This is a genomic window from Catenulispora acidiphila DSM 44928 (genome assembly GCF_000024025.1).
In the GTDB taxonomy this organism is placed as follows: Bacteria; Actinomycetota; Actinomycetes; order Streptomycetales; family Catenulisporaceae; genus Catenulispora; species Catenulispora acidiphila.
In genome coordinates, this window is record NC_013131.1 from 3829136 (window position 1) to 3854350 (window position 25215).

15 protein-coding genes are annotated in these 25215 nt (G+C 68.9%); 7 read left to right on the forward strand and 8 right to left on the reverse strand.

The window, feature by feature from the left end:
* Window positions 1-25: 25 nt before the first annotated feature.
* Entirely contained in the window at window positions 26-1159 is a 1134-nt protein-coding gene (locus CACI_RS17175; RefSeq protein ID WP_012787654.1) for an aminotransferase class I/II-fold pyridoxal phosphate-dependent enzyme, read from the reverse strand.
* Between the two features lie 229 nt (window positions 1160-1388).
* On the opposite strand from CACI_RS17175, the gene vioC reads away from it, so the two are divergent.
* Window positions 1389-2420, forward strand: a complete 1032-nt coding sequence (gene vioC, locus CACI_RS17180) for an arginine beta-hydroxylase, Fe(II)/alpha-ketoglutarate-dependent (protein ID WP_012787655.1) — start codon at window positions 1389-1391, stop codon at window positions 2418-2420.
* Between the two features lie 48 nt (window positions 2421-2468).
* On the opposite strand, the gene CACI_RS17185 is transcribed toward vioC, so the two are convergent.
* Window positions 2469-3641 (reverse strand): aminotransferase, encoded by a 1173-nt coding sequence (locus tag CACI_RS17185; protein ID WP_012787656.1) that lies wholly within the window; start codon window positions 3639-3641, stop codon window positions 2469-2471.
* Window positions 3642-3835: 194 nt separating this feature from the next.
* Here CACI_RS17185 and CACI_RS53515 point away from each other — a divergent pair, with 194 nt between their 5' ends.
* From CACI_RS53515 to CACI_RS17200, 3 genes are all read left to right on the forward strand, one after another.
* Window positions 3836-10588: a non-ribosomal peptide synthetase gene (locus CACI_RS53515; protein ID WP_012787657.1), complete on the forward strand. Its 6753-nt coding sequence runs from the start codon at window positions 3836-3838 to the stop codon at window positions 10586-10588.
* Between the two features lie 37 nt (window positions 10589-10625).
* Window positions 10626-13283, forward strand: coding sequence for a penicillin acylase family protein (locus CACI_RS17195; protein WP_012787658.1), 2658 nt, complete (start codon window positions 10626-10628; stop codon window positions 13281-13283).
* Window positions 13284-13594: 311 nt separating this feature from the next.
* Window positions 13595-13996, forward strand: a complete 402-nt coding sequence (locus CACI_RS17200; RefSeq protein ID WP_012787659.1) for a hypothetical protein — start codon at window positions 13595-13597, stop codon at window positions 13994-13996.
* An 8-nt stretch (window positions 13997-14004) separates the two neighbouring features.
* Here the strand turns inward: CACI_RS17200 and CACI_RS17205 are convergent, their stop codons facing one another.
* Both CACI_RS17205 and CACI_RS45680 read right to left on the reverse strand, forming a co-directional pair.
* Window positions 14005-14433: a low affinity iron permease family protein gene (locus tag CACI_RS17205; protein ID WP_012787660.1), complete on the reverse strand. Its 429-nt coding sequence runs from the start codon at window positions 14431-14433 to the stop codon at window positions 14005-14007.
* Window positions 14434-14521: 88 nt separating this feature from the next.
* Window positions 14522-15022 carry an ATP-binding protein gene (locus tag CACI_RS45680; protein WP_143765276.1) on the reverse strand — a complete coding sequence of 167 codons (501 nt, stop codon included), beginning with the start codon at window positions 15020-15022 and terminating at the stop codon, window positions 14522-14524.
* Between the two features lie 382 nt (window positions 15023-15404).
* Between CACI_RS45680 and CACI_RS17215 the strand changes: the two genes are divergently transcribed.
* Both CACI_RS17215 and CACI_RS17220 read left to right on the forward strand, forming a co-directional pair.
* Complete coding sequence (locus tag CACI_RS17215) at window positions 15405-17366, forward strand: glycosyl hydrolase family 28 protein (protein ID WP_223297555.1); 1962 nt, start codon at window positions 15405-15407, stop codon at window positions 17364-17366.
* 13 nt (window positions 17367-17379) lie between these two features.
* Window positions 17380-19569 (forward strand): PQQ-dependent sugar dehydrogenase, encoded by a 2190-nt coding sequence (locus tag CACI_RS17220; protein ID WP_012787664.1) that lies wholly within the window; start codon window positions 17380-17382, stop codon window positions 19567-19569.
* A 110-nt stretch (window positions 19570-19679) separates the two neighbouring features.
* Here CACI_RS17220 and CACI_RS17225 read toward each other — a convergent pair whose 3' ends face one another.
* Window positions 19680-20579, reverse strand: a complete 900-nt coding sequence (locus CACI_RS17225) for a DUF2382 domain-containing protein (RefSeq protein ID WP_012787665.1) — start codon at window positions 20577-20579, stop codon at window positions 19680-19682.
* Window positions 20580-20765: 186 nt separating this feature from the next.
* A complete protein-coding gene (locus CACI_RS51220; protein WP_012787666.1) occupies window positions 20766-21143 on the reverse strand; it encodes a hypothetical protein in 378 nt (125 codons plus the stop codon).
* Window positions 21144-21454: 311 nt separating this feature from the next.
* Here CACI_RS51220 and CACI_RS17235 point away from each other — a divergent pair, with 311 nt between their 5' ends.
* Window positions 21455-22702, forward strand: coding sequence for a serine hydrolase domain-containing protein (locus tag CACI_RS17235; protein ID WP_012787667.1), 1248 nt, complete (start codon window positions 21455-21457; stop codon window positions 22700-22702).
* Between the two features lie 5 nt (window positions 22703-22707).
* Here CACI_RS17235 and CACI_RS54215 read toward each other — a convergent pair whose 3' ends face one another.
* Together CACI_RS54215 and CACI_RS17245 are read right to left on the reverse strand one after the other, a co-directional pair.
* The gene (locus tag CACI_RS54215; protein WP_395994328.1) at window positions 22708-23673 is read right to left on the reverse strand and encodes a glycosyltransferase; all 966 of its coding nucleotides are present in this window, start codon (window positions 23671-23673) and stop codon (window positions 22708-22710) included.
* 719 nt (window positions 23674-24392) lie between these two features.
* Window positions 24393-25214: an alpha/beta fold hydrolase gene (locus tag CACI_RS17245; protein WP_012787669.1), complete on the reverse strand. Its 822-nt coding sequence runs from the start codon at window positions 25212-25214 to the stop codon at window positions 24393-24395.
* Between the last annotated feature and the right edge of the window lies 1 nt (window position 25215).

Genomic DNA, 25215 nt, shown 5'->3' on the forward strand with positions numbered 1-25215 from the left:
CTCTCCGCGTGCCCCGGGCCGGCGTCTACAGCGCGGTGGACAACTCCAGATACGTCTTCGCCATCAGCCGCGCCGCGGTCTCGACCGCCTCATATGGGCGCGCCAACGAGATCCGAATGAACCGCAGCCCGCTCTCCGGATCGGCCCAATGGAACGGCGCGCACGGCAGCACATGCACGCTCCGCATCAGCATCTCCTGGTACAGCCGCGAGGAATTCGGCCCGCTCTCGGGCAACCCGATCCGCGCCACGCTGATCCGCGACTCCGGATCGGCCAGCGTCAGCCCGCATGTGGCGACCGCGTCCTGCACCGTCGACCGGTTGCGCTCCAACAGAATCCGCGCACGTTCCCAACCACCGTCGATCCAGTCCCGCGCCAGCGCCGTGACCAGCTGCAGCACCACCGGCGAGGCGGCGAGCAGGGACTCGGAGAACGCCCGCTCGATCGGCAGCGTGCAGTTGGCGCTGGAGGCGAGCATGCCGATCTTCAGCTCGTGCGTCGGCCACAGCTTGCCGGTGTCCTCGATGACGACCCACTCCACGCCGGCGGCGTCCAGGACCGCGTACGTGTCGTACTGCGCCTCGGGCACCTGTCCGCGGAAGCTCGCGTCGATGATCACGATCTGCCCGTGCCGCGCCGCGTGCTCGGCCAGCGAGCGCAGATGCCCCTCCGGCGTCACCAGCCCGGTCGGGTTGTTCGGGTGGGTCACCACGACCACCCGCACCGGCGGCGCCGGCCACTGCATCGCCAGCAGCTGCTCCTCGCTCAGCGGCTCCAGGACCAGCCCGCGGGTGCGGAACAGGTCGGCGATGTTGTCGAACGTGGGGTGCAGCACCGCGACCCGGGTCCCGGCCGGCAGCGCGCGCGCCACGATGTCGGTGGCCAGCGTCGAGGAGTAGCAGCTCAGGATCCGACCGGTCCCGACCGGCGCGCTGTGCTGCCCGATCGCGCCCAGGAACGTGGCGTGCGCCTCGCGCTCGATCTCCGGGAACGGCCGCCGCGAGGCGGCGGTGAACATCTCCGGGATCCGCGCCACGATCGCGGCCTGCTCCTCGGTGAGCGGCAGCCGCGCGTGTCCGTCGGTGAGGTTGATGCCGCCGTCCATGTCGGTCAGCGCATCCACTTCCATGGTGGTCAGGTTGGCGAGTTCAGTCATCATCGAGCCCTTCGTGTCCCGGCTGCCTTCATCGCCCAAATGGGGTGGGGACGCGCCTTCGGGCAAGGACTGCTCCCCGCCGCACCTGCCGCGTCGCGGAAAATATAGAGAGCCGGGACGATCAGGGACCTGTCCCCTCTAACGGGGACCATGGCGGATCTTCGCCGCGACCTAGACTCGCCTCATCCGGACCCGCTGGTCGGCGGGGGTGTGACAAGGGGGAAGGCAGACTATGCACCGCTTGGCCCTGACCGCGCAGGACAACCTGGCCGTGGCGCCGATGCTCGCCGATCTCGCCGGGCGCTACCCGGACATCGAGGACCCGGAGCTGATCCGCTCCGCGCCGGTCCTGGCAGCCAAAGGGCTGCCGCCGCACCTGCTGGCGTTCCTGGACGACTTCCGCCTGCGCGAACCCTCGGCACTGTGCGTCATATCAGGGCTCGATGTCGATCAGGACCGCCTGGGCCCGACCCCCGAACACTGGCGCGACAGCCAGATCGGCTCGCGCTCGCTGAACCTGGAGATCTTCTTCCTGCTGTGCGGAGCGGCCCTCGGCGACGTCTTCGGCTGGGCGACCCAGCAGGACGGCCGCATCATGCACGACGTGCTCCCGATCAAGGGCCACGAGCACTACGAGCTGGGCTCCAACTCGCTGCAGCACCTGTCCTGGCACACTGAGGACTCCTTCCACCCCTGCCGCGGCGACTACGTGGCACTGATGTGTCTGAAGAACCCTTACGAGGCCGAGACAATGGTCTGCGACGCCGGCGACCTGGACTGGCCGAACCTCGACGTGGACGCGCTGTTCGAGCCGGTGTTCACGCAGATGCCGGACAACTCCCACCTCCCGCAGAACACCGCGGAGTCCACCGGCGACCCGACGAAGGACCGCCTGCGCGCCCGCAGCTTCGAGCTGATCAAGTCCTGGAACGAGAACCCGGTTCGCCGCGCGGTGCTCTACGGAGACCGACAGAACCCTTACATGGCCCTGGACCCGTACCACATGAAGATGGATGACTGGTCCGAGCGCTCTCTGGAAGCGTTCCAGGCGCTGTGCGAGGAGATCGAGGCGAAGATGCAGGACGTGGTCCTGCACCCCGGCGACATCGCCTTCATCGACAACTTCCGCGCGGTCCACGGCCGCCGTTCGTTCCGCGCTCGCTACGACGGCAGCGACCGCTGGCTCAAGCGGCTGAACATCACCCGCAATCTGCGCGGCTCGCGGGCTTGGCGGCCGGCGCCGGACGACCGGGTCATTTACTGACGCTGCTCAAGTGGTCCAGTTCACTGGGTACGCCAGGCTCCGCTTCCCTCACACTCCAGCGGCACGCAGCCGTTCCCCGAACTCCCCGAGCGCCGCCGCGTCGGTGTTGCTCACGCTCACCCGTACCATCCCGCGGTCATCCGGCCCGAACGCCGTCCCCGGAATCAGCAGCGTGTCGTGCTTCATCACCAACTCCCGCACCACGTCCTCCGTCGGCCGCCCCGTGAACGGATGCCGTACCCAGCCGAAGAACCCGCCGAGCGACGCCAGCTCGAACCCTCCCGGGCGATCCGCCATGACTTCCCGGAACGCCGCGCGCTTGACCGCCAGCTCCGCCGCGCGCTCCCATCGCCACTCCCGAGCGGTCGTGAGCCCGGCCCACGCCGCTTCCTGCCCGATGCGCGGCGGGCAGATCGCGACGCAGTCCATCAGCTTCATGATTTCCCGCGCCAGGCTCGGCGAGCCGACGACGGCGCCCACGCGGTAGCCGGGAATCGCCAGGTCCTTGGAGAAGCTGTGCAGGCTGACCACCGTCTCGTCCCACCCGCTCGTGGTGAACATCGCGTGCGCCGGCTCGGAGCCGTCGCGGAACGAGCGGTAAGTCTCGTCGAGAATCAGGGCTATGCCATGCCGAGCTGCGACGTCGGCGAACGCGGCTATCTCCGCCGGCGGCACGGTCACGCCCGACGGGTTCCCCGGTGTCACCAGGACGATGGCGCGCGTCCGGTCGGTGATCAGCGCTTCGGCTTGTGCCGCACGGGGAACCAGACCGTCTCCGTCGCCCGACTCAGGATCCAGATATACCGGACAGATTCCCTCCAGCCGCAGCCACATGTCGTGGTTGAAGTAGTAGGGCAGCGGCAGCACCACCTCGTCGCCCGGCTCGGCCAGCGCCGACACTGCCAGGCAGAACGCCTGATTACAGCCCGCCGTTACCAGCACTTGCTCGGCCGAGACAGAACCCTGATAGTCCGCGCTCAGCTCTGCCGCGAACGCCTCCCGCAAGTGCGGAAGCCCGGTCAGCTCCACGTAATCGCCGCCGTGCGGGTCCTGCGCTGTCGCGACGATGTGCTCGATCACCGACGGCGCGGCCGGGTAGGGCGGCGCCGCCTGCGCCAGGTCCAGCAACGCCCCGCGTCCCTCGTCGCGCTGGTCCAGCAGCGCGTAGGTGACGCCGATGGGGGAGTCGATCTGCTCCAGGGTCCTGGCGCTCAGTCGCACGCTGATCCTCCTGCTCGGGCTGCTCGGGAGAGGTCGCCTGGCCGCCTGGCGGGCGGCGGACGACGCTGCCGAGCGTCGCCGTTGTCCGCGTCCCGTCGCCACCCCCGAATTCATGTGACATCACCGCAGGCGGGCGCGCCGGTAGCTTTCGCGGTGTCCGTTTCGCGGCGACGCAGGGAAGGCAGGGATCGGCGGTGGCCGAGGCGACGTTCGGGGACCTGCTGGGGCGCCGGGCGGCGCGCCAGCCTGATCGGGTGGGGTACGTCTTCCTGGGGGAGGACGTGTCGGATGCTTCGCAGGAAACTGCGATCACCTACGCCGCCCTCGACGCTCGCGCGCGCGCCGTGGCTGCCGGGCTGCGCCGGCAGGGCGTCGGCGTCGGGGATCGCGCGCTGTTGCTGTACGCGCCGGGAGCGGAGTTCCTGACTGCGTTCTTCGGCTGTCTGTACGCCGGCGTCGTCGCCGTGCCGACGTTCCCGCCGGACCCGTTCCGGTTGGAGCGGACGTTGCCGCGCCTGCTGGCGACGACCGTCGATGCGGATCCGGTCGCTGCGCTGACCACCTCTGATCTTCTGCCGCTGGCCGGGATGTTGAACGAGCACGCGCCTCGGTTCGGAGAGCTGCGTTGGATCGCTACCGACGCCGCCGACATCGCTGTTGCCGACGCAGCCGATGACTTCGCTTCACCGTCGCTCACCGGCGACTCGGTCGCGTTGTTGCAGTACACGTCGGGTTCGACGGGCACTCCCAAGGGAGTCGTCCTCACCCACGCGAACCTCCTGCATAACGTCCGCCAGATCCAGGACTTCTTCGCCGTCACTCCCGACTCGCGGGGTCTGAGCTGGCTGCCGCCGTACCACGACATGGGGCTGATCGGCGGGCTGCTGGAGCCGCTGTTCGTCGGGATGCCGATCTGGCTGATGGCGCCGTTCGACTTCTTGAAGCGCCCGGTCAGCTGGCTCCAAGCCCTGACGCGCATCGGCGCCACCGCGAGCGGCGGACCGAACTTCGCCTACGACCTGTGTGCGCGCAAGACCACCCCCGAGCAGCTCGCGGCGCTGGACCTGAGCAGCTGGTCGGTGGCGTTCAACGGCGCCGAGCCGATCCGCCGCGCCACGCTGGAGCGCTTCGCCGAGCGGTTCGGACCCGCCGGGTTCCGGGCGTCGGCGTTCCTGCCCTGCTACGGGTTGGCCGAGGCGACGCTGATCGTCGGCGGCGGTTCGCTGGCTTCGACGGCCGGCGCGGTGGAGCGTGCGGCGTTGGAGGTGGGGGAGGTGGTTGCGGTCGCTGTGGACGCGAAGCCCGGTCCCGACGCTTTGGTGAGTTGCGGACCTGCCTCGGTGGATCAGCGGATTGCGATAGTCGACCCGGACAGCCTGTGCCGACTGCCCACTGACCGAGTCGGCGAGATATGGCTCTCCGGACCGAGCGTCGCAGCCGGGTATTGGGGACGTCCTGAGGAGACCGCCGAGGTCTTCCGCGCGAAGCTCGTTGGCGACGACACGGACTGGCTGCGGACCGGCGACCTAGGGTTCGTCCGCGACGGCGAGCTGGTCATCACCGGACGTCTCAAAGACCTGATTATCATCCGCGGACGCAACCACTACCCCCAGGACCTGGAGCTTTCCGCCGAGCAAGCGCATCCCTCGCTGCGACCGGGATGCAGTGTCGCTTTCCTGGACGACGACGATCAGCTGGTCGTCGTTACCGAGGCGGCGCGTGGAGCTGCCTTGGACCCTGCGGAGGTCGCGAGCGCCGTGCGCACCCGGATCGCCGAGGACCACTCGGTGCAGGTCGCGACGGTCGTCCTGATCGCGGCGGGGGAGGTGCCCAAGACGTCGAGCGGGAAGGTACGGCGCCGAGACTGTGCGCGCATGCTCGCGGCGGGGGAGTTGCAGGTACTCGGACAGGGCGCGCTACGCGCCGCTGCGCATCTGCCAGCCACGGACGCACACATCTCTCACCTCCGTGCTCTCACAGCAGTGGTCTGCGATGTGCCCGAATCAGCCGTGGATCCCGCGGCGTCGTTGCTCACGCTCGGTCTGGACTCACTAGCCGCCATCGAGCTCCAGTCTCGGATCGAGTCCGAGTTCGGCGCGACGGTACCGCTCGAACGCATTCTGGCCGGCGCCACGCTCGTCGCACTAGCCGCCGAACTTGCCACCGGTTCTGCGACCGATCACGCCCCCGCCCCCACGGTCGAACGCGGCGCCGAGCTAACTCCCAACGAGCGTGCGCTGTGGTTCCTCCAACGCCTCGACCCCGACTCGACCGCGCACATCACCGCCGCCGCCATTCGACTCACCGGGCCGCTCGACGTTGCCGCCCTGCGCCGTGCCGTGGCCGAACTCGTACACCGCCATCCCGCCCTACGTAGCACGTTCCCGCTGCGCGACGGCGAACCAGTACGAGTGATCCACCCAGATCCCGCTGGCGTCCTCACTGAACTGGCTACTCCCGCCAACTCCCTCGTCTCGGACGCCTACCACCCCTTCGACCTCGACGAAGGTCCGCTCCTCCGAGTCCGCCTCTACCGCCACGCGCCCGAGGAACATGTGCTCCTCCTCTCCGCTCACCATCTCGTCACCGACTTCTGGTCCACGACCGTCCTCGCCCGCGAACTAGCCGCGCTCTACACCGGCGCGTCCCTACCTCCTGCGGTGCAGCAGCCTGCGCCACCTGTCCCATCGCCGACTGACGCCGACTACTGGGACTCCCAGATCGGCGCCCCGGCACTACGCCTGACGTCCCACGATCCAGCGCGCGCCTTCGCCCCTGCCGGGACGCAGCGGATCCACCTCGCCCCCGCTGACGCAGACCGGCTACGTGCCATGGCGGCCGCTCAGGGCGTGACGTTGAACGTCGTCCTGCTCACCGCTTTCGAGACGCTGCTACACCTCTGGACCGGTCAGGATGATCTCGCCATCGGCATGCCGGTCGCCGCACGCACCCGTCCCGGCTCCGCACAGGCAGTCGGCTATCTCATGAACCCGGTTCCCCTACGCAGCACGATCGCCGACACGGACCACGCCACGTTCGCCGAACTCCTGTCCCAAACTCGATCGCGAGTCATCGGCGCGCTAGAGCACCAGCAGTACCCAATCGCCCTACTCGCCGAACGCCACGCAGCCTCCCGCCGCGGCCTGTTCCAGGCGATGTACGTCTTCAACCGCCCGACCACCCCCGACGCCGCCGGCCTCCCCTCGGCACTACTCGGCCACCCCGGCATACGCCGCACACTCGGCCCACTGACCGTCGAGTCACTGCCCCTACCCGCACCCCAAGCCGCATCCGACCTCGAACTCGCCCTCACCGAAGCCGACACCGCAATCCGCGGCACCCTCCACTTCCGCACCGACGCCTTCGACACCCCCACCGCCACCGCCTTCTGCGCCCAATACAAGGCCCTCCTCCAAGCCGCCGCCACCACCCCCACCACCCCCCTGCACACCCTCCTCCAAGCCCCCACCGCCCCCCACTGGAACACCACCGACCGCACCTGGCACGACCCGCACCTCACCGTGCCGCAACTCTTCGAGGCCCAAGCCCGCCGCACCCCCGACGCCATCGCGGTCACAACCTTCAGCGCCACCACCCCGCCAACAGTCACGTCACCCGCAGCCGCCTCGCCGCCCGCCGCAGCCTTGCCCGCCGGTGCCTCGACCGCGCTCGCCGCTGCTTCGGCCGCAATCACGTCAGCCGCAGATGCCTCGCCAGCCGCTGCCCTGCCGCCCCCGACCTCCGCTGCTTCGGCCTCGTCTGCCGCCGCGCCCCCGCCCGCCCCGACGTCTGCCCTCACCTACCGCGACCTCGACCAACAAGCCAACCGCCTAGCCCACCTCCTCCGCATCGGCGGTGCCGCCCCCGGCCGCCGTATCGGCATCCTTCTCGACCGCAGTCCTCTGATTCCGGTCGCGCTGCTCGCGGTCCTGAAGTCCGGCGCCGCCTACGTTCCCGTCGATCCGGCCAACCCGCCCGGTCGCATCGCCGCCGTCTTCCGCGATGCCGGCGTCGAGGCCGTGCTCACCGAGCCGCTGCTCGCTGCGAAGGTGCCGTCGGGCGTTACCGCGATCCTGCTCGGCGCCTCCGATTCGGCCTCCGCCTTGCCCGCGACGCCGCCGGAGCCCGCTCCCGCGCCGCACGACATCGCCTACGTCATCTACACCTCCGGCTCCAGCGGACCGCCGAAGGGCGTCGAGATCCCGCACAGCGCGCTGGCGAACCACACCCGCCACGCCGCCGAGGCCTACCGCACCGGTCCTGGCGACCGCGTGCTTCAGTTCGCCTCGATCGCCTTCGACGCCAGCGCCGAGGAGATCTACCCAGCCCTGATCAGCGGCGCACAGCTGGTCCTGCGCAACGACACCATGCTCGCCTCGCCCAAGGCGTTCCTCGACGCGTGCGCCGAGCGCGCGGTCACCGTCCTCGACCTGCCCACCGCGTTCTGGCACAGCCTTGCCGCCGCCCTCGCCGATCAGACCGCGACCCTGCCCGCCGACCTGCGCCTGGTCATCATCGGCGGCGAGGCGGCACGCGCGGACCGGGTCGCGGCGTGGAGGGAGACGGTCGGAAATCGGGTCCGGCTGGTCAACACGTACGGACCCACCGAGGCGACCATCGTCGCCACCGCCGCCGAACTGATCGCGCCAGAGAGCGACACATCGCAGGATGCGAATACAGGCACCGTCCCCATAGGCCGCCCCATAGCCAACACCCGAGCCCACGTCCTCGACGCCGCCCTCCGCCCCGTCCCCATCGGCGTCGTCGGCGAGCTGCACCTGGCCGGTGCCGGCCTCGCCCGCGGCTACCTCGACCGCCCCGCGCTCACCGCGCAGCGCTTCGTCGCCGACCCCTTCGGCCCGCCCGGCTCCCGCCTCTACCGCACCGGCGACCTGGCCCGCCGCCTCCCCGACGGCTCCATAGCCTTCGCCGCGCGCGCCGACCGCCAGGTCAAACTCAACGGCTACCGCGTCGAGCCCGGCGAGGTCGAAGCCGCGCTGCGCCGCCTGCCCGCCGTCGCCGACGCCGCCGTCGTGCCGGACGTCCGCCCGGGACGCCTGCTCGCCTACGTGACTCCGAGTCCGAGTCCGAGCCGAGCTACAGACACCGCCGAAACCCCAGCCCCCACCCCAGAAACCCTCCGCACCGCCCTCCGCGCCGAGCTCCCCGAGTACATGATCCCGGCAGCCTTCGTCCTCCTCCCCGAATTCCCCCGCACCCCCGGCGGCAAAATTGACTACGCCGCCCTCCCCACCGCCACCGCCCTCCCCGCAGCGCCGACCGCCCCCGCCGAACCGCCCCGCACCCCCGAAGAACGCGCCCTCGCCGGGATCTGGTCCGAAGCGCTCGGCCTCACCGAGATCCACCGCCATGACGACCTGTTCGCCCTCGGCGGCCACTCCCTCCTGGCCACCCGCATCCTCGCCGACGTCAACGACCGCATGGGCCGCGACGTCCCCCTCCGCGCCGTTTTCGAAGCGCCCACCCTCGCCGCCCTCGCCGAGCGCATCGCCCAGGCTCCGCCGTCCACCGCCGGCGCGATCCCCCGCGCCCCGCGCGACCAGCCGATCCCGCTGTCCTTCCAACAAGAGCGCATCTGGTTCCTGCAACAACTCGAACCCGACAGCACCAACTACAACGTGCCGCGCGCCATGCGCCTGCGGGGCGACGTCGACCCCGAAGCCGTCCGCCTCGCGCTGTCCGACCTGGAAGCCCGGCACGAAATTCTGCACACCGCCTTCCCCGACATCGACGGCGTCCCCGTCCAGAGCGTCCGCGAGCCGCGCGGCATCCCCGTCACCCTCCTGGACCGCCGCGACCTGCCCGAACACGAGCGCGAAAGCTGGCTGCGCGCCACCATCGTCACCGCCGGCGCCGAGCCCTTCGACCTCGCCGACGGCCAGCTGATCCGTGTCACCCTCATCCGCCTCGCCGACGACGAATACGTGCTCTTCATGGTCGAGCACCACCTGGTCCACGACGGCTGGGCGCAAGGCGTGTTCCTGCGCGACTTCCTGGAGCTGTACGAAGCGCGCTCCGTCGGACGCGAACCCCGCCTGCCCGCCCTCGCCGTCCAGTACGCCGACTTCGCAGTCTGGCAACGCGCCGCACTTCAGGGCGAGCGCCTCACCGCCCTCCAAGACCACTGGGAGCAGCGGCTGTCCGGCGCCCCCGCCGTGCTGCGCCTGCCTACCGACCTGCCGCGCCCCACCGTGCTCGGGACCTCCGGCGACCAGGAGAGCCTGGAGATCGACGGCGAGTTGGCGCGCCGCTTGCGCGCCTTCGGCCAGGAACACGGCGTCAGCCTGTTCATGACCATGTTCGCGGCCTTCCTCGCCCTCCTGCACGGCCTGTCCGGCCAGGAGGACATCGTCACCGGGACCGGCATCGCCAACCGCCGCCGCCCCGAACTCGACGACCAGCTCGGCATGATCATCAACACCGTGCTGCTGCGCACCGACGTGTCCGGCGATCCGACGTTCGCCGACCTGCTCGAGCGGGTCCGCGAGACCTGCCTGGACGCCTACACCCACCAGGACATGCCGTTCGAGAAGCTGGTGCACCGCCTGCGCCCGGCGCGCAGCCTGGACCACTCGCCGCTGTTCCAGGTGATGTACAGCTTCCTGGACACCCCCATGCCCGCGCTGCGCCTGCCCGGCGTCACCGCCGAGGTGCTGGACGCGCACAACGGCTCGGCGAAGTTCGAGCTGAACTGCGTCGTCATCCCGCACGCCGAGCAGCGCTTCCACGACGCCGAGGAGGTCCCGGACGTCGAGACCATCACCGTCGCCCTGGAGTACAACACCGACCTGTTCCAGGCCGCGACGATCCGGCGCTGGCTCGACCACTACGCCGCGCTGCTGGACGCGGCCACCGCCGACCCCTCGCGCTCGGTCGCGGCGCTCGCCGAGCGGGCCGGGGTCGCGGACAGTCGCCCGATCGGGTGACGAGACGCGAAGCGGCGCCGTTCATATCGTCCCTGATATGGCAGACCAGGACGGCGCCGTCGGGAGCCCGACGCCGAAGCGCCCCAAGCGCCCCGCGCGCCCGAAGCACCCCCGCCGGTTCCGCCGCCGCTTCCACGCCGGCGGCTCCCTGATCGTGACCGCGCTGCTCCTGTTCGTCCTGGCCGTCGGCTACGGCCCGGTCCCGGCGCTCGGCAGCGCGCTGGAACCCGGCGGCGGCGTGTGGAACTCCGGCGGCAACGACGTCGCGAGCAGCAAGACCGTCCACCTGCCGGGCATGAACGGCGCCGCGACCGTGTACTTCGACTCCGCCGGCGTCCCCGCGGTGCACGCGCGCTCCGACGCGGACCTGTTCGAGGCGCAGGGCTACCTGCACGCCAGCTACCGGCTGTCGCAACTCGATCTGGAGCGACGGACCGCCGAGGGGCGACTGGCCGAGATCGACGGACCCGCCGGCGTCCCGTCCGACACGTTCGAGCTGCAGAGCGGCTTGCTGCGGACAGCGCAGGCGACGTGGGCGGCGACGCCGAAGGACAGTGCCGACGCCCAGGCGCTGGTCGCCTACAGCCGGGGCGTGAACGCGTATCTGGCGCAGGTTCGTAAGTCGGGCGCGTGGCCGACCATCTTCTTGCTGACCGGTGTGTTCCCGAAGGACTGGACGCCGATCGACAGTCTGGCGATCCAGGTTCTGCTGACTCAGAACCTTGATTACTCCACCGGTCCGCTGGACTACGCGCTGTTCGAGCAGTCGCTCGGCGCGGAGCGGACGATGGCGTGGTTCCCGGTGATCGCGCCGAATCAGCAGCAGCCGTATGACCCCGGTCCGTATCGGAACCTGGGCGTCAGCCCACTGCCAGCGACGCAGAATGCTGATGCGGCGGTCCCACCCGGCGCGCGACTCCCAGCTACCGACCTGTCCACCCCATCCGATTCCTCGAACGCCGCAGCCGCCGTCGGCACGCCCTCAGGCGCCGCCGCAGCCGCCACCGACGTGCTCTCCAAACTCAGTGCCCTGCCACCCGCGCAGCTGCACGCCTTCCCGGACAGCAACTCCTGGGCCGCCAACGGTCCGGCGGTCTCCGGCGCGGCTTCCCTGCTCGCAGGCGATCCGCACCTGCAGACCACGCTCCCGTCGTTCTGGTACGAGGTCGAGCTCTCCTCGCCCGAGACGCAGGTCTCCGGCGCGAGCCTGGTCGGCATCCCCGGCGTCGCGATCGGCCGCAACCAGTGGATCTCCTGGTCGATGACCGCGGGGGAGAATCAGTCCACGTTCTTCTATACGGAGAAGCAGAGCCCTGATCACCCCGGCCAGTACTTCTGGGACGGCGCGTGGCGGGACATGCAGCACGTCCACTACACGATCCCGGTGCGTGGCGGGACCTCGGTGTCGTTGACCGTGGACCTGACCGTGCACGGTCCGATCATCACGCAGACCGGCCAGACCACCGCCGTGACCTGGATGGGCAACTATCCGACGCGGCTGCTCCAGGCTATCCTCGGCGTGGACAAGGCGCGGGACTTCAACGGCTTCCACAGTGCCCTCGCCGCCTGGCACGCGCCGGCGCTGAACTTCACCTACGCCGACGGGACCGGCGACATCGGGATCGTCGCCGCCGGATACTACGCGCAGGTCGCCGGGGGATCGCCGTGGCTGCCGATGCCCGGTACCGGACAGAATGATGTGGTCGGCACGGTCCCGTACGCCGCCGCGCCGCTCGTGCACAACCCGTCGAACCACGTCCTCGCGACCGCCAACCAACGCCCCGTCGGACCGGATTACCCTTACTACATCGGGACGAGCCTGAACGCGTTCGACAACGGATACCGCGCCGACGAGCTCTACGCCTACCTGACGAGCCATCAGGGCATGACCGCCGCCGACTTCCAGGCGCTCCAGACAGACGCCACAGACGTTCTGGCGCAACAGATCGTGCCGAAACTGGTCGCCTCCCTCACCGCGTCCGGCGGCCTCACCGCGACGCAACAGCAAGCGCTGAGCCAGCTGCAATCCTGGAACGACAAGATGAGCACGGACTCGGCGGCGGCATCGATCTGGGCGACGTTCTGGAGCGACTACGTCTCAGGGGTCTTCCAACCCTGGTGGGACGCCACGAAGGTCCCGGTCACCAAGGACAAGCAGGATCTCCAGGTCTCCGACGGCAACCCGAGCCTGGACGAGGACCTGCAGGTCTGGACCATGAGCGACCCGACCAACGCCGCCTTCAGCCCACCGGGCCACCCCGGCGGCACCGCGCAATCGGCGATGCGCGCGGCGTTCACCAAGGCGGTGTCCGACCTGTCCGGCAAGCTCGGGGGAGCACCCGCGACCTGGCAATGGGGACGCCTGCACACCCGCGAGATCCCCGCCCTGACCGGCGCCCCCGGCCTCGGCTACGGCCCAGCGCCGGCCGAAGGCGACCGCTGGACCGTCGACGCCACCGAAGGCGACGACTGGAACTCCGCCTTCGGCCCCAGCTGGCGCATGGTCACCACCTGGACCGCACCAGCCCACGGCACCGCCCAAGCCATCTACCCCGGCGGCCAAAGCGAGAACCCGCAATCAACCTGGTACCAGACCTTCATAGCGGACTACTGGGCCGGCCGCCTCCGCCCCCTCCCCCTAGCCGACCAGCGCCCCGCAACGCCGGTCATGTGGACCCTGACGTCAGGAGGCTGACCGTGGCACACGTCGAACCACAGGAGCAGGAGCAGGAGGCGGCGGCAGCGACTGCACCGCAAGCGAAGCCGAGCCCGCCACCTCAGCACGCACAAGCAACATCACTCGCCACACCTGCGCCAACCGCGCCGGACACTTTGGCCACCGCGCTCGCGCCAGCAGATGCGCCAGCACCCGCCGCGCCCACCCTGACCGCGCCGGAATCACCTGGTACCGCTGCCCAGCTAGCGCCGGATCCGGAATCGTCCGCGCCCGCCGCACCGATTGCTCCACCGGAGACCGCTACCAGCGCCGCCCCACCACCAACCCCCATGACCACCGACTCCCGCCTCCGCACCGCCACCGCAGCAGGCGCCGCGCTCATTGCTCTGGCGACCGCGCTCCAGTTCTGGCCGATGCCGTTCCTCGTCGCCCTGGTCCTCGGGATCCTCGCCGTCCGCCGTCGCGCCCGCATCGCAGTGCTCTGCGCTACCACTGCGGCCGCGGTCGGCTGGTCGCTCCCCTTGATCTGGCGTGCAGTCGCCGGCGATCCCGTCCTCGGTACCGCCCGCGTCACCGCCGGGCTCGCCGGCCTGCCCGCGACCGGTTGGCTCGCGATTCTCGTGACCATCCTCGTTGCGGTCCTTCAGGCGCTCGCCGCGGTCTGGGTCACGCGCACCTTCTCGGCGCTGCGTGCCACCCGCACGTCGCCGTCGCCGTCACCGTCGCCCTGATCCGCGGCTCAGGCGCTCTCGGAGTCCTCGAGTCCCACCGCGTCCCGTAGTTCGGCCACGTCGTTGTTGATCTCCTGGCGGTCGTGGATGTCCGCGAGGTGCGCCATCATCGCGCTCATGCCCTGCGCGAGGGCGTTGAGCTTGTCCTGCGTGGCCTTGTCGGCGCGGGTCTGGGTGTTCTGCAGGAGGGCGACGAGAAGGAAGGTGACGATCGTGGTGATGGTGTTGATGATCAGTTGCCAGGTGTCCATGCTGCCGACGACGAAGTAGCTCGGCGCCCACACCACCACCAGCAGCAGGCACACGGCGAAGAACCAGGGCCGGGAGGCGAACCGGGCGGCCGAGGTGGCGAAGCGTTCGAACGCTGACAAGGTCGGCGTCACATCGCTCGGCATGTGCGGGGCGCGTCGCCCCGGTGTGTGCGTCTGGGTGGACATCAGCGGCTCCTGGTCGCGCGGCGCTTCTCGGATGTTCGACGGTTCTGCGGGCCCTGATGACCAAAGCCGATCCCGATAAACGCGCCGCTCAATCCAGCTTGCCGCCCACGCGTTCCTTCCGGATCTCCACGCGCACGGTCGACTCCGTCACCTGCCATGTGAAGTCATCGACCAGCGCGGTTAGGATGGTCCATCCGAACTCGCCGTCGCCGGCGCCGGGCGGGACGGAGGTGTCCGCCTGCATCTGCAAGGCGATGTGCAGGTCGGATCCGTTCACGGTGAACGTCGTCACCAGTCCGTCCTGCTCGGTGTCGCGGCTGAGCCGGACGCAGTTGCGCAACAGGAATCCGCACGCTTCATCGACGGCGAGCCGTAGATCTGCTGTCTCTGCCACGGTGCAGCCCAGCTGGGGCGCAAGCTGGCCGCATGCGGCGCGCAGGACCTCGATGTACTCGGGACGGGCCGGAGTGTGGATCTCGACGACGGCGGGATCGGAGCCGCCGCCCGGGGCGGCCTGCCATCCGTCGAAATCCATGCCCGCGGTCCCGGAGGAGTTCACGGCCGCCCGGCATGTGTTGGAGCGGTCCAAGCCTGGCCGTGTACCCAGGCGCCGAGGACGTCACCGACGGAGTCCCGCATGTTCTTGACGACGGCTGTCATCTGTCACCACTCCTCTGCTCACACTCGCGCGTCGGCTGGAGTGGACCTGCTGCCCGGCGTACTGGCGGGTAAACGGTAAGGCGCGCCGGTCACTCCGTGTGGTCGCCGGGCGGGTCCTCACGGCAGGTGCGCAGAGCAAGATCTCATATATGACATGCCGAGGCGGCGCAAGATCACTCTGCGTAAGTTCGGATGAAAGATCATCGAAACTCTGCAGGGGCTCTGCTCGAATGGTCACTTAGCAGGGATTTTACCTCTAGTAAGGGACCTTAACCTTGCCGATTCATCCGATGTCGAGTTCACTCAGGGTCGTGACACGATATATGTTCCTCCATCGAAGCAGGCGCGCACGACGCCGCATCCCCCACCTCGCGGCCGCGATAGCCGCGACCGGCGTCGCGGCCCTCGCCCTCGCGGGCGTCCAAGGCACAGCCCTGGCCGCGTCGGCCGCCCCCCACCCCGCAGCCGCCAAGGCCGCCGCCGCGGTCTTCAACGTCAAGGACTACGGAGCCACCGGCAACGGCTCCACCAACGACTCTCCAGCCATCAATAAGGCGGTCGCCGCCGCGAACACCGCCGGCGGCGGCATCGTGGAGTTCCCGTCCGGCAGCTACAAGTCCGCGAACACCGTCCACCTCAAGAGCAACGTCACCATCCAGCTCGACGCCGGCTCCAAAGTCCTCGGCTCCAGCGCCAAGACCTACGACGCCGCCGAGTCGAATCCCAACGACAAGTACCAGGACTACGGCCACAGCCACTTCCACGACGCGATGTTCTCCGGCGACAAACTCTCCAACATCGGCTTCACCGGCTCCGGCACCATCGACGGCGGCGGCAACCTGATCACCGGCAACCCCGGCGCCGGGCAGGCCGACAAGATCCTGTCACTGACCCGCTGCACCAACCTCACGCTCAGCGGCATCACCCTCACCCGCGGCGGGCACTTCGGCGCGCTGATCAACGGCTGCGACGGCGTGGTGTCCGACCACCTCACGATCGCGACCTCCAGCGACCGCGACGGCTGGAACATCATCTCCACGACGCACGTCACCATCACCAACGCGAACATCTCCTCCAACGACGACGCGCTGGTGTTCAAGAGCGACTGGGCCCTGGGCCAGACGCTGCCCAGCGGCCACGTCACCGTCACGAACAGCACGCTGCAGGCCAAGTGTTGCAATGCCCTGATGTTCGGCTCGGAGACCTGCGGATCCTTCACCGACTACCGGTTCCAGCAGATCACCATCCTCGGCGCCGGCAAATCCGGGCTGGGCATCGTGAGCATGGACGGCGCAGACATCTCCGACGTGCACTACCAAGACGTCACCATGACCGGTGTGCACTCGCCGATCATGGAGAAGATCGGGACCCGATTGCGATGCGGCGGCAGTCCGAAGGTCGGGCATATCAGTAACGTGACATTCACCAACGTCACGGGCACCGGCGTGGCGAGTACGGACTACAGCCCGACGATCTGGGGCGCCGACAGCAGCCACCAGGTCAGCGACGAGACCTTCACCAACGTCAACCTGACCGTCCCCGGCGGCCACGGCACGATGTCCACCGGCGTCCCCAGCGACAACGGCGACTACAACCCGAACAGCATCGGTACGCGGCCGGCGTACGGCTGGTACCTGCACAACGTCTCCGGCATCCACTTCACCGGCGGCTCGGTCAAGGTCGCCAAGACCGACGGCCGCCCCGCGGTCATCGCCAACGCCGGCAGCGCCATCACCTTCGACGGACTGACCGCGCAGACCGGCAGCTCCAGCCCGTTCGACGTCGGCTTCCAGAACATCACCGGATACTGCCTCAGCAACAGCCACAACACCTCCGGCGGCGCGCTGCGCGTCTCGGCCAGCGGCTCCACCCAAAGCTGCGGCTCCTCGGCGACACGCTATGAGGCGGAGAACGCGACGCTGTCCACCGGCGACACCGTGGCCACCAACCACACCGGTTTTTCCGGCAGCGGCTTCGTCGACACGACCAACGCCGTCGGTGCGTACGTCGAGTGGACCGTGACCGCGCCGGCCGCCGGCACGTACACAGCCACCGTCGGCTACGCGAACGGAACCACCACCGACCGGCCGATGGACGTCGCCGTGAACGGCACGACCGCGGACGCCGCAGCGTCGTTCCCCACGACCGCGAGCTGGAACACCTGGGCCGGCAAGGCATTCAGCGTTCCGTTGAACGCCGGCGCCAACACCATCCGGGTAGCCGCGAGCACCGCGAACGGCTGCCCGAACCTCGACTACCTCGACCTCGGCTGAGCGGAGAGCACCCATGCGCAAGAAGCGCTTCACGCGTATCAGAGGCCTGGTACTCATCGGATGTGCCGCCGTGCTCGCGGTGGCCGGCACGGTCTCGACCGGATCCGGGACGGCGGTCGCGGCTCAGGCGACCGCAGCCAATCCGGCCGTCCGAGTAGATCAGGGTTCGCTCACGAACCAGGCGACTCCAGCCGCTGACGCCCTGCTGTCGCTGAACAAACCGGCAACCGCCTCCTCCTCCGGCGGCTGTTGCGCCGCTCCCAATGTCGACGACGGCGTCTCCACGACGCGCTGGGCCAGCGGCGCGGGCGTCGACCCCCAATGGATCTACATCGACCTCGGCGCCATGGCGCACGTCAGCCGGGTCCGGTTGCAGTGGGATACCTCCTGCGCGACCGCCTATGAGGTCGACGTCTCCGCCGACCACACGACGTGGACGAAGATCTACAGCACCACCGCCGGCAAGGGCGGAGTGGAGGACCTGACCTCGCTGGACGGGAACGGTCGCTACGTGCGCATGTACGGGACCAAACGCTGCCGCAGCGACTCCAGCCACGGCTATTCGCTGCAGGAACTCGGCGTCTACGGCACCGTCGGCAGCGACACCACGCCGCCGACCCCGCCCGGAACCCCGACGCTGGTCTCCGACACCCCGAACAGCGTCACCATCGGCTGGAGCGCCTCGACCGACAATGTCGGCGTCAGCGGCTACGACATCTACCACGACGGCCAGCTGTGCGCGCAGGTGAACGGCAGTACCCTGACAGGCACTTGCGGCTCGCTCAATCCCAATGTCAGCTACGGGTTCTACGTGAACGCCCGCGACGCGGCGGGCAACGTCAGCCAGCCCTCCGGCACGCTGAACGTCACCACCCCGCCGTCCAGTGACACCACGCCGCCGACCGTGCCCGGCACCGTGCACTCCACCGCGGTGACCAGCACCAGCGTCACCCTGGGATGGACCGCCTCGACGGACAATGTCGCGGTCGCCGGCTACCGCGTCTACAACGTGGTGAACGGTACGCGCACGAAGGTCGGCACAGCGGACGCCAACGCCACCACCACCCAGGTGGACGGCCTGACGCCCAGCACCGCCTACCACTTCCAGGTCACCGCCTACGACGGCAACGGCAACGAGAGCGCGGGCAGCACGCCGATCCTGGACGTCAGCACCTCCGCGTCCAGCAGCTGCACGCCTTCGCAGGGCGTGTGCACCGTCACCCAGGTCGGCACGGACGATGACGTGGTGTGGGGTCTGGTCACGCTGCCCGACGGCACGATCCTGTTCAACGAGCGCGACGCGCACGACATCGTGCACCTGAATCCCAAGACCGGCGCGAAGAAGACCATCGGTACGGTGCCCAACGTGCAGAGCACCGACGGCGAGGGCGGCCTGACCGGGCTGGAGATCAACCCGGTGAGCTTCAGCTCGGACCACTGGCTCTACATCATGCACACCTCGCCGACCGACAACCGCATCGTGCGGATCAAGTACGACCCGGCCAGCGACACGCTGCAGACCAGCACCGAGCAGATCCTGCTGACCGGCATCGCGCGCAACAAGTTCCACAACGGCGGACGCCTGCGCTTCAGCCCGGACGGCAAGTACCTGTACGCCGGCACCGGCGACGCGCAGAACGGCGCCAACGCGCAGAACACCAGCAGCCTCAACGGCAAGGTGCTGCGCATCAACCCCGACGGAACCATCCCGACGGACAACCCGTTCCACAACGCGGTCTGGAGCTACGGGCACCGGAACGTGCAAGGCCTCGCCTTCGACTCCCAGGGACGGCTGTGGGAGCAGGAGTTCGGCAACAGCGTCATGGACGAGACCAACCTCATCGTCAAGGGCGGCAACTACGGCTGGCCGTCGTGCGAGGGCACGTCGGGCACCTGCGGCACCGCCGGCTTCATCGCGCCGAAGCACACCTATCCGGTGGCCAACGGCTCGTGCAGCGGGATCACGATCATCCGCGACTTCCTGTACGTGGCCTGCGAACGCGGGACGCGGCTCTACCGGGAGCAGATCAGCGGCAGCAGCTTGACGAACGTGCAGACGTTCTTCGACGGCACGTACGGCCGGCTGCGCACCGTCGAGCCGGCGCCGGACGGCGGGATGTGGATGGCCACGTCCAACGGCGGTGACAAGGACAGCACGCCGCACAACAGCACCAACCAGATCTTCCATGTGACAGTGGCTTGACAGGGGCGTGACGGCTAACTGATGGCTGGCTACCTGGCGGCTACCTGAAGGAGGTCACGACAACGGCGACGGCGGTCGAGGTTACCCTCGACCGCCGTGCTGGGAGGCCATTACCGGCGCGGATCCTTGTCCTCGTCGGTTTCGGCCGCTATCCGCTCCTTGCGGACCTTGCCCTTGACGGTCTTCTCCTCGGTGACTTCCTCGGTGGTCAAGCGAACCCGCTCGACCGGGACCGTCTCGATCTCTGTCACCGGACGCTCCTCGTGCAGCGTGACCTCACGCTCGTCCTCGGAGATCGCGGTGCCGGACATGGCCGCGTTGCGGTCGGCTGCCGAGATCGGCTCGCGCTCGACGCGGACCTCCTCGTGCCGCACCGGGACGGTCTGCTCCTGCTCCTCGGTGACGACGTACTTGCGCAGGCGCGCGCGGCCGGACTCCCGGCGCTCGGTGCCTACGTGCATCCGCTCCTCCGAGCGGATCATGGCCTCGTCGCCGGCCGTGCCGCGATCGCGGGCGCGCATGCGCTCGTCTGCGGAACCGGCGGCACCTGCGGCACCTGCGGCACCGGCCATCCCGGCGGCGCCTCCGGCAGCCGCGGCCGTGCCGGCTGCGGTACCGGTACCGGTACGAGTGCCCGAAGCGGTGCCCGAAGCGACCCCGCCCGGCTGGTTCGCCTGCTCCCACGCGGCGTCCCAGTCGATCCCGTAGTACTCGTAGAGGCGGTGCTCCTCCTCCTCGGACAGGTGGCCGCCCGCGTCGACGTCGACGTTCGGGGCCTTCTTCACGGTCTCCTTGGCGAACGGCACCTCGAGGTGGTCGTCCACCATCGCCGCGTCTCGGATCGGGACGAACGATTCGCTGGTGCCGAACAGGCCGGTCTTCACGCTGACCCATTCCGGCTTCCCCGTCACGTCGTCGAGGAATACGTGCTTGGCGTTGCCGATCTTGTTGCCGTCGCTGTCGCAGACGGCACGGTCCACCACTGTACGTACTTGTTCAGAGGTGATCATCATGTTCTCCTCTCGACGGAACAGCAGATGCCCGTGATCCTCGCGACAAAACGGTGCAAAATAAAGAAAAACGCATAAGGCACCTGCGAGGACCTGTCAACACGAGAGGGGGTTGGAGGTCCGCCGAATGGCCCAGTGGCTTGCCGGATCCCTGCTGACACCGCTGGAGATCGCGATGTCGGCCGTCTACGGCTCGAGCGGGCCGCAGTTGTCGTAGAAGTACTGGCCGTAGTCGATCACGCCGTTGAAGTTCGTGCCGAGCCAGAACTTGTTGTAGTGCGTGCCCTGACAGGTGTAGGTGATGGTCTCGTAGTTCGAGCCGGGTCCGGCGTCGTAGCGGGCGATCGCCTGCCAGCCGTTGGAGATCGGGACGTTGAGCCACAGACCGCTGATCGACTCCCCGGCGCACAGCTCGCCGATGGTGATCTGGATCTGGGTGCTGTCCACCTCGTTGTAGGTGATCGAGCCGCAGGTGCCGGCCGAGGCGGGGGCGGCGGCGGTCAGCGGGGTGAGGGCGGTCGCGGCGACGAGGGTCGCGGTCGCCGCCAGGGCGCGCAGTTTCATGACGGGTCCTTTGCGGGGCGGGTGCGGGTGGGGGCGCTGAGCGTGACAGGGCTCTGCGTCCAGTGCTCGGTGCCCGGTGTCCAGTGCTCAGTGCTCTGTTTCCTCGCGCGGAGCGTATGTCAGGGGACACATGTCAGCAATACTCTGAGCGTGTAGTGAAAATTTTCACTCAACAGTGCGCAAGAATCACAACACCGGCTAGGTACACCCCTTGTTGGGTGTCTAGCCCCCGTGAACTGCCACCGCCGGAACGGCAGGCTCAAGGGGACGGAATCAACGTCCCTCTCCGTCCTCACCTAAGGAACGAAGCCATGTCGAACCACACATCATCCTTCAGGCGGTACCGCGCGGTCGTCGCTCCGCTGGCTGTGGCAGCGGTGCTCAGTACGGCGGTTGCCGGCGGTGCGCAGGCTGCTTCGCGGCATCCCTCGCCGTCGCCTGCTCGTACGCTCGGGGCGCTGGCCGATCAGGTGGTGGCGGCGGGGGCGCCGGGCGTGCTGGTCCGCGTGGACTCCGGTCGCGACGCCGCGCCGATCGAGGTGACCCGGCAGGCGTCGTGGGCGCGGTCGGATGGATCGCTCGACGCCGACGACCCGGTGCGGATGGGCTCGAATACCAAGACCATGGTCGCCACACTCGTGCTGCAGCTGGTCGCCGAGCACAAGCTGGCGCTCGGCGACAGTGTGGAGAGTCGGCTGCCCGGCATGGTGCCGAACGGGTCGGCGATCACTATCAGGATGCTGCTGGACCACACGAGCGGGCTGTACAACTACTTGGACGATCCGGCGGTGCTGGCTTCCTTCATCGGGCAGAACCCGCATGACTGGACGCCGGAGGAGCTGCTTGCTGTCGGTGTCTCGCAGCCTGCGCTGTTCGCGCCGGGAAGTCAGTTCTCTTACAGCAATACCAACTACATCGCCTTGGGTCTGATCCTGCAGAAGACGACCGGACACAGCCTGGCTGACCTGATTCAGCAGCGGATCGTGCGGCCGCTCGGTTTGCACAACACCTACCTGGCCACGCCGTCCAGCCCGGTGACTAAGCTTGCCGACGGATATGAGCCCGACGCTGCCGATATCGCTCCGTATCTGCCTCCGGGCGTGCCGGCCGGGACTTCGTTCGTCGGTCCTGCGCGGGCTGACTATGTGGACGTCACCGAGATCAACCCCAGCAATCTGTGGGGTGCTGGAGGGATTGTCTCCACGGCGGATGACTGGGCTCGGTTTGACAGTGCTCTGATGTCCGGCAAGTTGCTGCCGGCGGCTGAGCTTCGCGAGATGCGTGAGACGGTTCCGGAGGACCCGGCGCAGCCTGATGGTGACGGGTACGGTCTTGGGCTGCGCAAGGTGGTGTTCCCGTGCGGCACGGTGTGGGGGCATGACGGGCAGGCGCCGGGCTACTCCAGCCAGACGTATACGGATATCACTGGTACGCGGACGGTCGAGATCGTCGCGCCGACCATCTTCGGTCTTGCCGCACCGAAGACTGCGGCGGCGTATCAGAGCCTGACGAACGCGGCGGTGTGCGCGATGCTCGGTCGGCCTATCCCAGCCTCCTGATATACCTAGCCGGCTGCCACCAGTAGCGACTCCAGGTGTTCGGCTGCCGCTTGTGCTCCTCCGGCTGCTCGGAACGAGTCCCCGATTCGTCGGGCTGCGGCGCCGTATGCCGGGTCGTCGAGCACCTGGTCCAGTGCCTTGCCTATGACGGCCGGGTTCGCGTGTGCGAAACGGATGCGGATTCCGGCGCCGGCGGCTGCGACCTGCTGCGCGACGACTGGCTGGTCGTCGCGGATCGGGGCGACGACGAGGGGGACGCCGTGGTAGAGCGCTTCGCAGACGGTGTTCTGCCCGGCGTGGCAGATGGCTGCGTCGGCTCGGCGGAGCAGGTCGAGCTGTGGGACGTGCGGGACGACGAGGACGTTGTCGGCTGTTGTTCCGCCTATCGCGCCGCCGGGGTCCGCGATGACACCGAACAGGTGCGGCCGGTCGCCGATCGCGTCGGCGCACGCGGCGAGGAACGCGGCTCCGGCATCCGCGTTGGCGGTGCCGACGCCGGCGAAGACCAGGCGGCGGCGGTCGTCGTCGTCGTTGGGTAACGGCAGCCGGTCCCAGGGGAACGTCGGGTCCGTGGGCCGGGCGGCGATCGACGGCCCGACGTAACGCAGGGTCTCGCTCAGCGCCGGGACGTCGCCGGACAGCGCCGCGGTGCTGTAGGCGAGGACGAGGTGCGGCGAGAAGCGCAGGTCGCCATACGTGCTCTGATACCGCGCCGACGCCGCGGTGGTCGGCAGCCCGCTGCGCACCTCGAGATCGAGCAGCAACTCCCGAACCCACGCATCGACCTTGGGCATCGCCGCGAGCGGATTACCGAGCTCAGCAGCCGTAGTCGCGGACGTAGCCCACGGCAAACCACTCCGCATCGCCACCACCGCCCCCGCCACAGCCTGCTGATCAACGAGCATGACATCCGGCCCGAACGCCTCCACCGCCCCCGCCACCCCCGCCATCATCGCCTCAGCCAACGGCACAAGAAACGCCTCCCACAAGAACTTCAAAGCCCCCGGCCCCCGCAACCCCCCAGGCCGCACCACCCCCACCCCACCCCCACCCTCAAAAACCCGAGCCCCCACCCCCACCAACCGCCCCACAACATCCCCCCGCCCCACCCAAGCAACCTCATGCCCCCGCCCCACCAAAGCCCCCGCCACCCCCACCACCGGATTCACATGCCCCACCAACGGCGGCACCACAACAAGAAACCGCCCCCCGCGCCCCACGCCCCCAGCAACAGAACCCGCCCGGCCCGCCGCATCCACTTGACCTGCCGGACTCGATCCGCTTTCCGCGCGTGCCCGATCCGATCCGCTCTCCGGAGCCAGCCCGGCTGCCGCGCCGACAGTGCCCGCCGAATCTGCTGCGCTCACCTCGCCTACCGGACTCGATCCGAGTTCGGTGCCAGCCCGATCCGATCGGCTCTCCGGAGTTAGCTCGCCTCCCGCGCTGGCCCTGCCGGCCGAATCTGCTGCGCGCGCCTCGCCTGCCGGACCTGATCCGTTCGCGGGACCTGGTTCATTTTCTGCGTGCGCCGCCAGCCTTGCCGGAGCTGATCCGAGTTCCGCGCGCGCCCGATCCGGTCCACTTTCCGAAGCGAGCGAGCCTGCTGTGTTGGCGTTGCCCACCGCCCCCGATCTGGCGTCCCTGCTTGGCCGATCCGCTCCGCTCGTTGAGCTTGGTCCGCTGTTCGTGCTCACGACAGACCTCGCTCGGCGAGGTGGTGACCTGCCAGCCAGGTGAGGATCAGGTTCAGGACGTGGGTTGGTGCTTCTACCAGGACTGAGTGTTCTAGGCCGGGGAGGATTGTGGCTTGGTAGCGGGGCATCAGGGTTTGGAGGTGGGGGGCTTGGGGGGCTAGGTCGCTCTTGGAGCCGTAGAGGGCGAGGGTTGGGCAGGTGATTGCGGCTATGGCTGCTGGGGTGAGGAGGTTGCTGGTTGGGAGGTCTTGTTCGAGGGTGGTGGCGGCGAGGAGGCGGGCGGCTCGTTTGGAGCGGCGGGCCAGGTCGCGGCCGTAGCGGGCGGTGATCCAGGCTGTGGCTTCGAAGGTGCCTAGTTGGGTTGCTGCTTTGTGGAGGTTGGTGGCCATCTTCGTTGACCAGGTGGGGGTGGCTGGTTCGGATTCGATGGCGGTGATGCCGGCGACGCGGTCGGGGTGGCGTGCCGCGAAGCTGTAGACGATGGTGCCGCCGAAGGAGTTGCCGAGGAAGTAGGCGGTGCGCACGGCGAGGGCGTCGAGGAGGGCGGCCAGGTCGTCGACGAAGTCCTCGATGCGGTAGCCGGACGCCGGCTGGTCGGTCTTGCCGTGTCCGCGCAGGTCATACAGCACGACGCGGAACCCGGCGTCCCGCAGCGCCTGCGCGACGGTGAAGTAGTAGCTCGCGAGGCTGTCGATGAGGATGCCGTGCACGCACACGATGGTCGGTGCGTCCGGTGCGTCCGGCACGTTCGGCGAACCGTCGCGCGGCAGCAAGATCTCGTGGTTCTGGCGGATTCCGTTGGCGATGGTGGCAGGCATC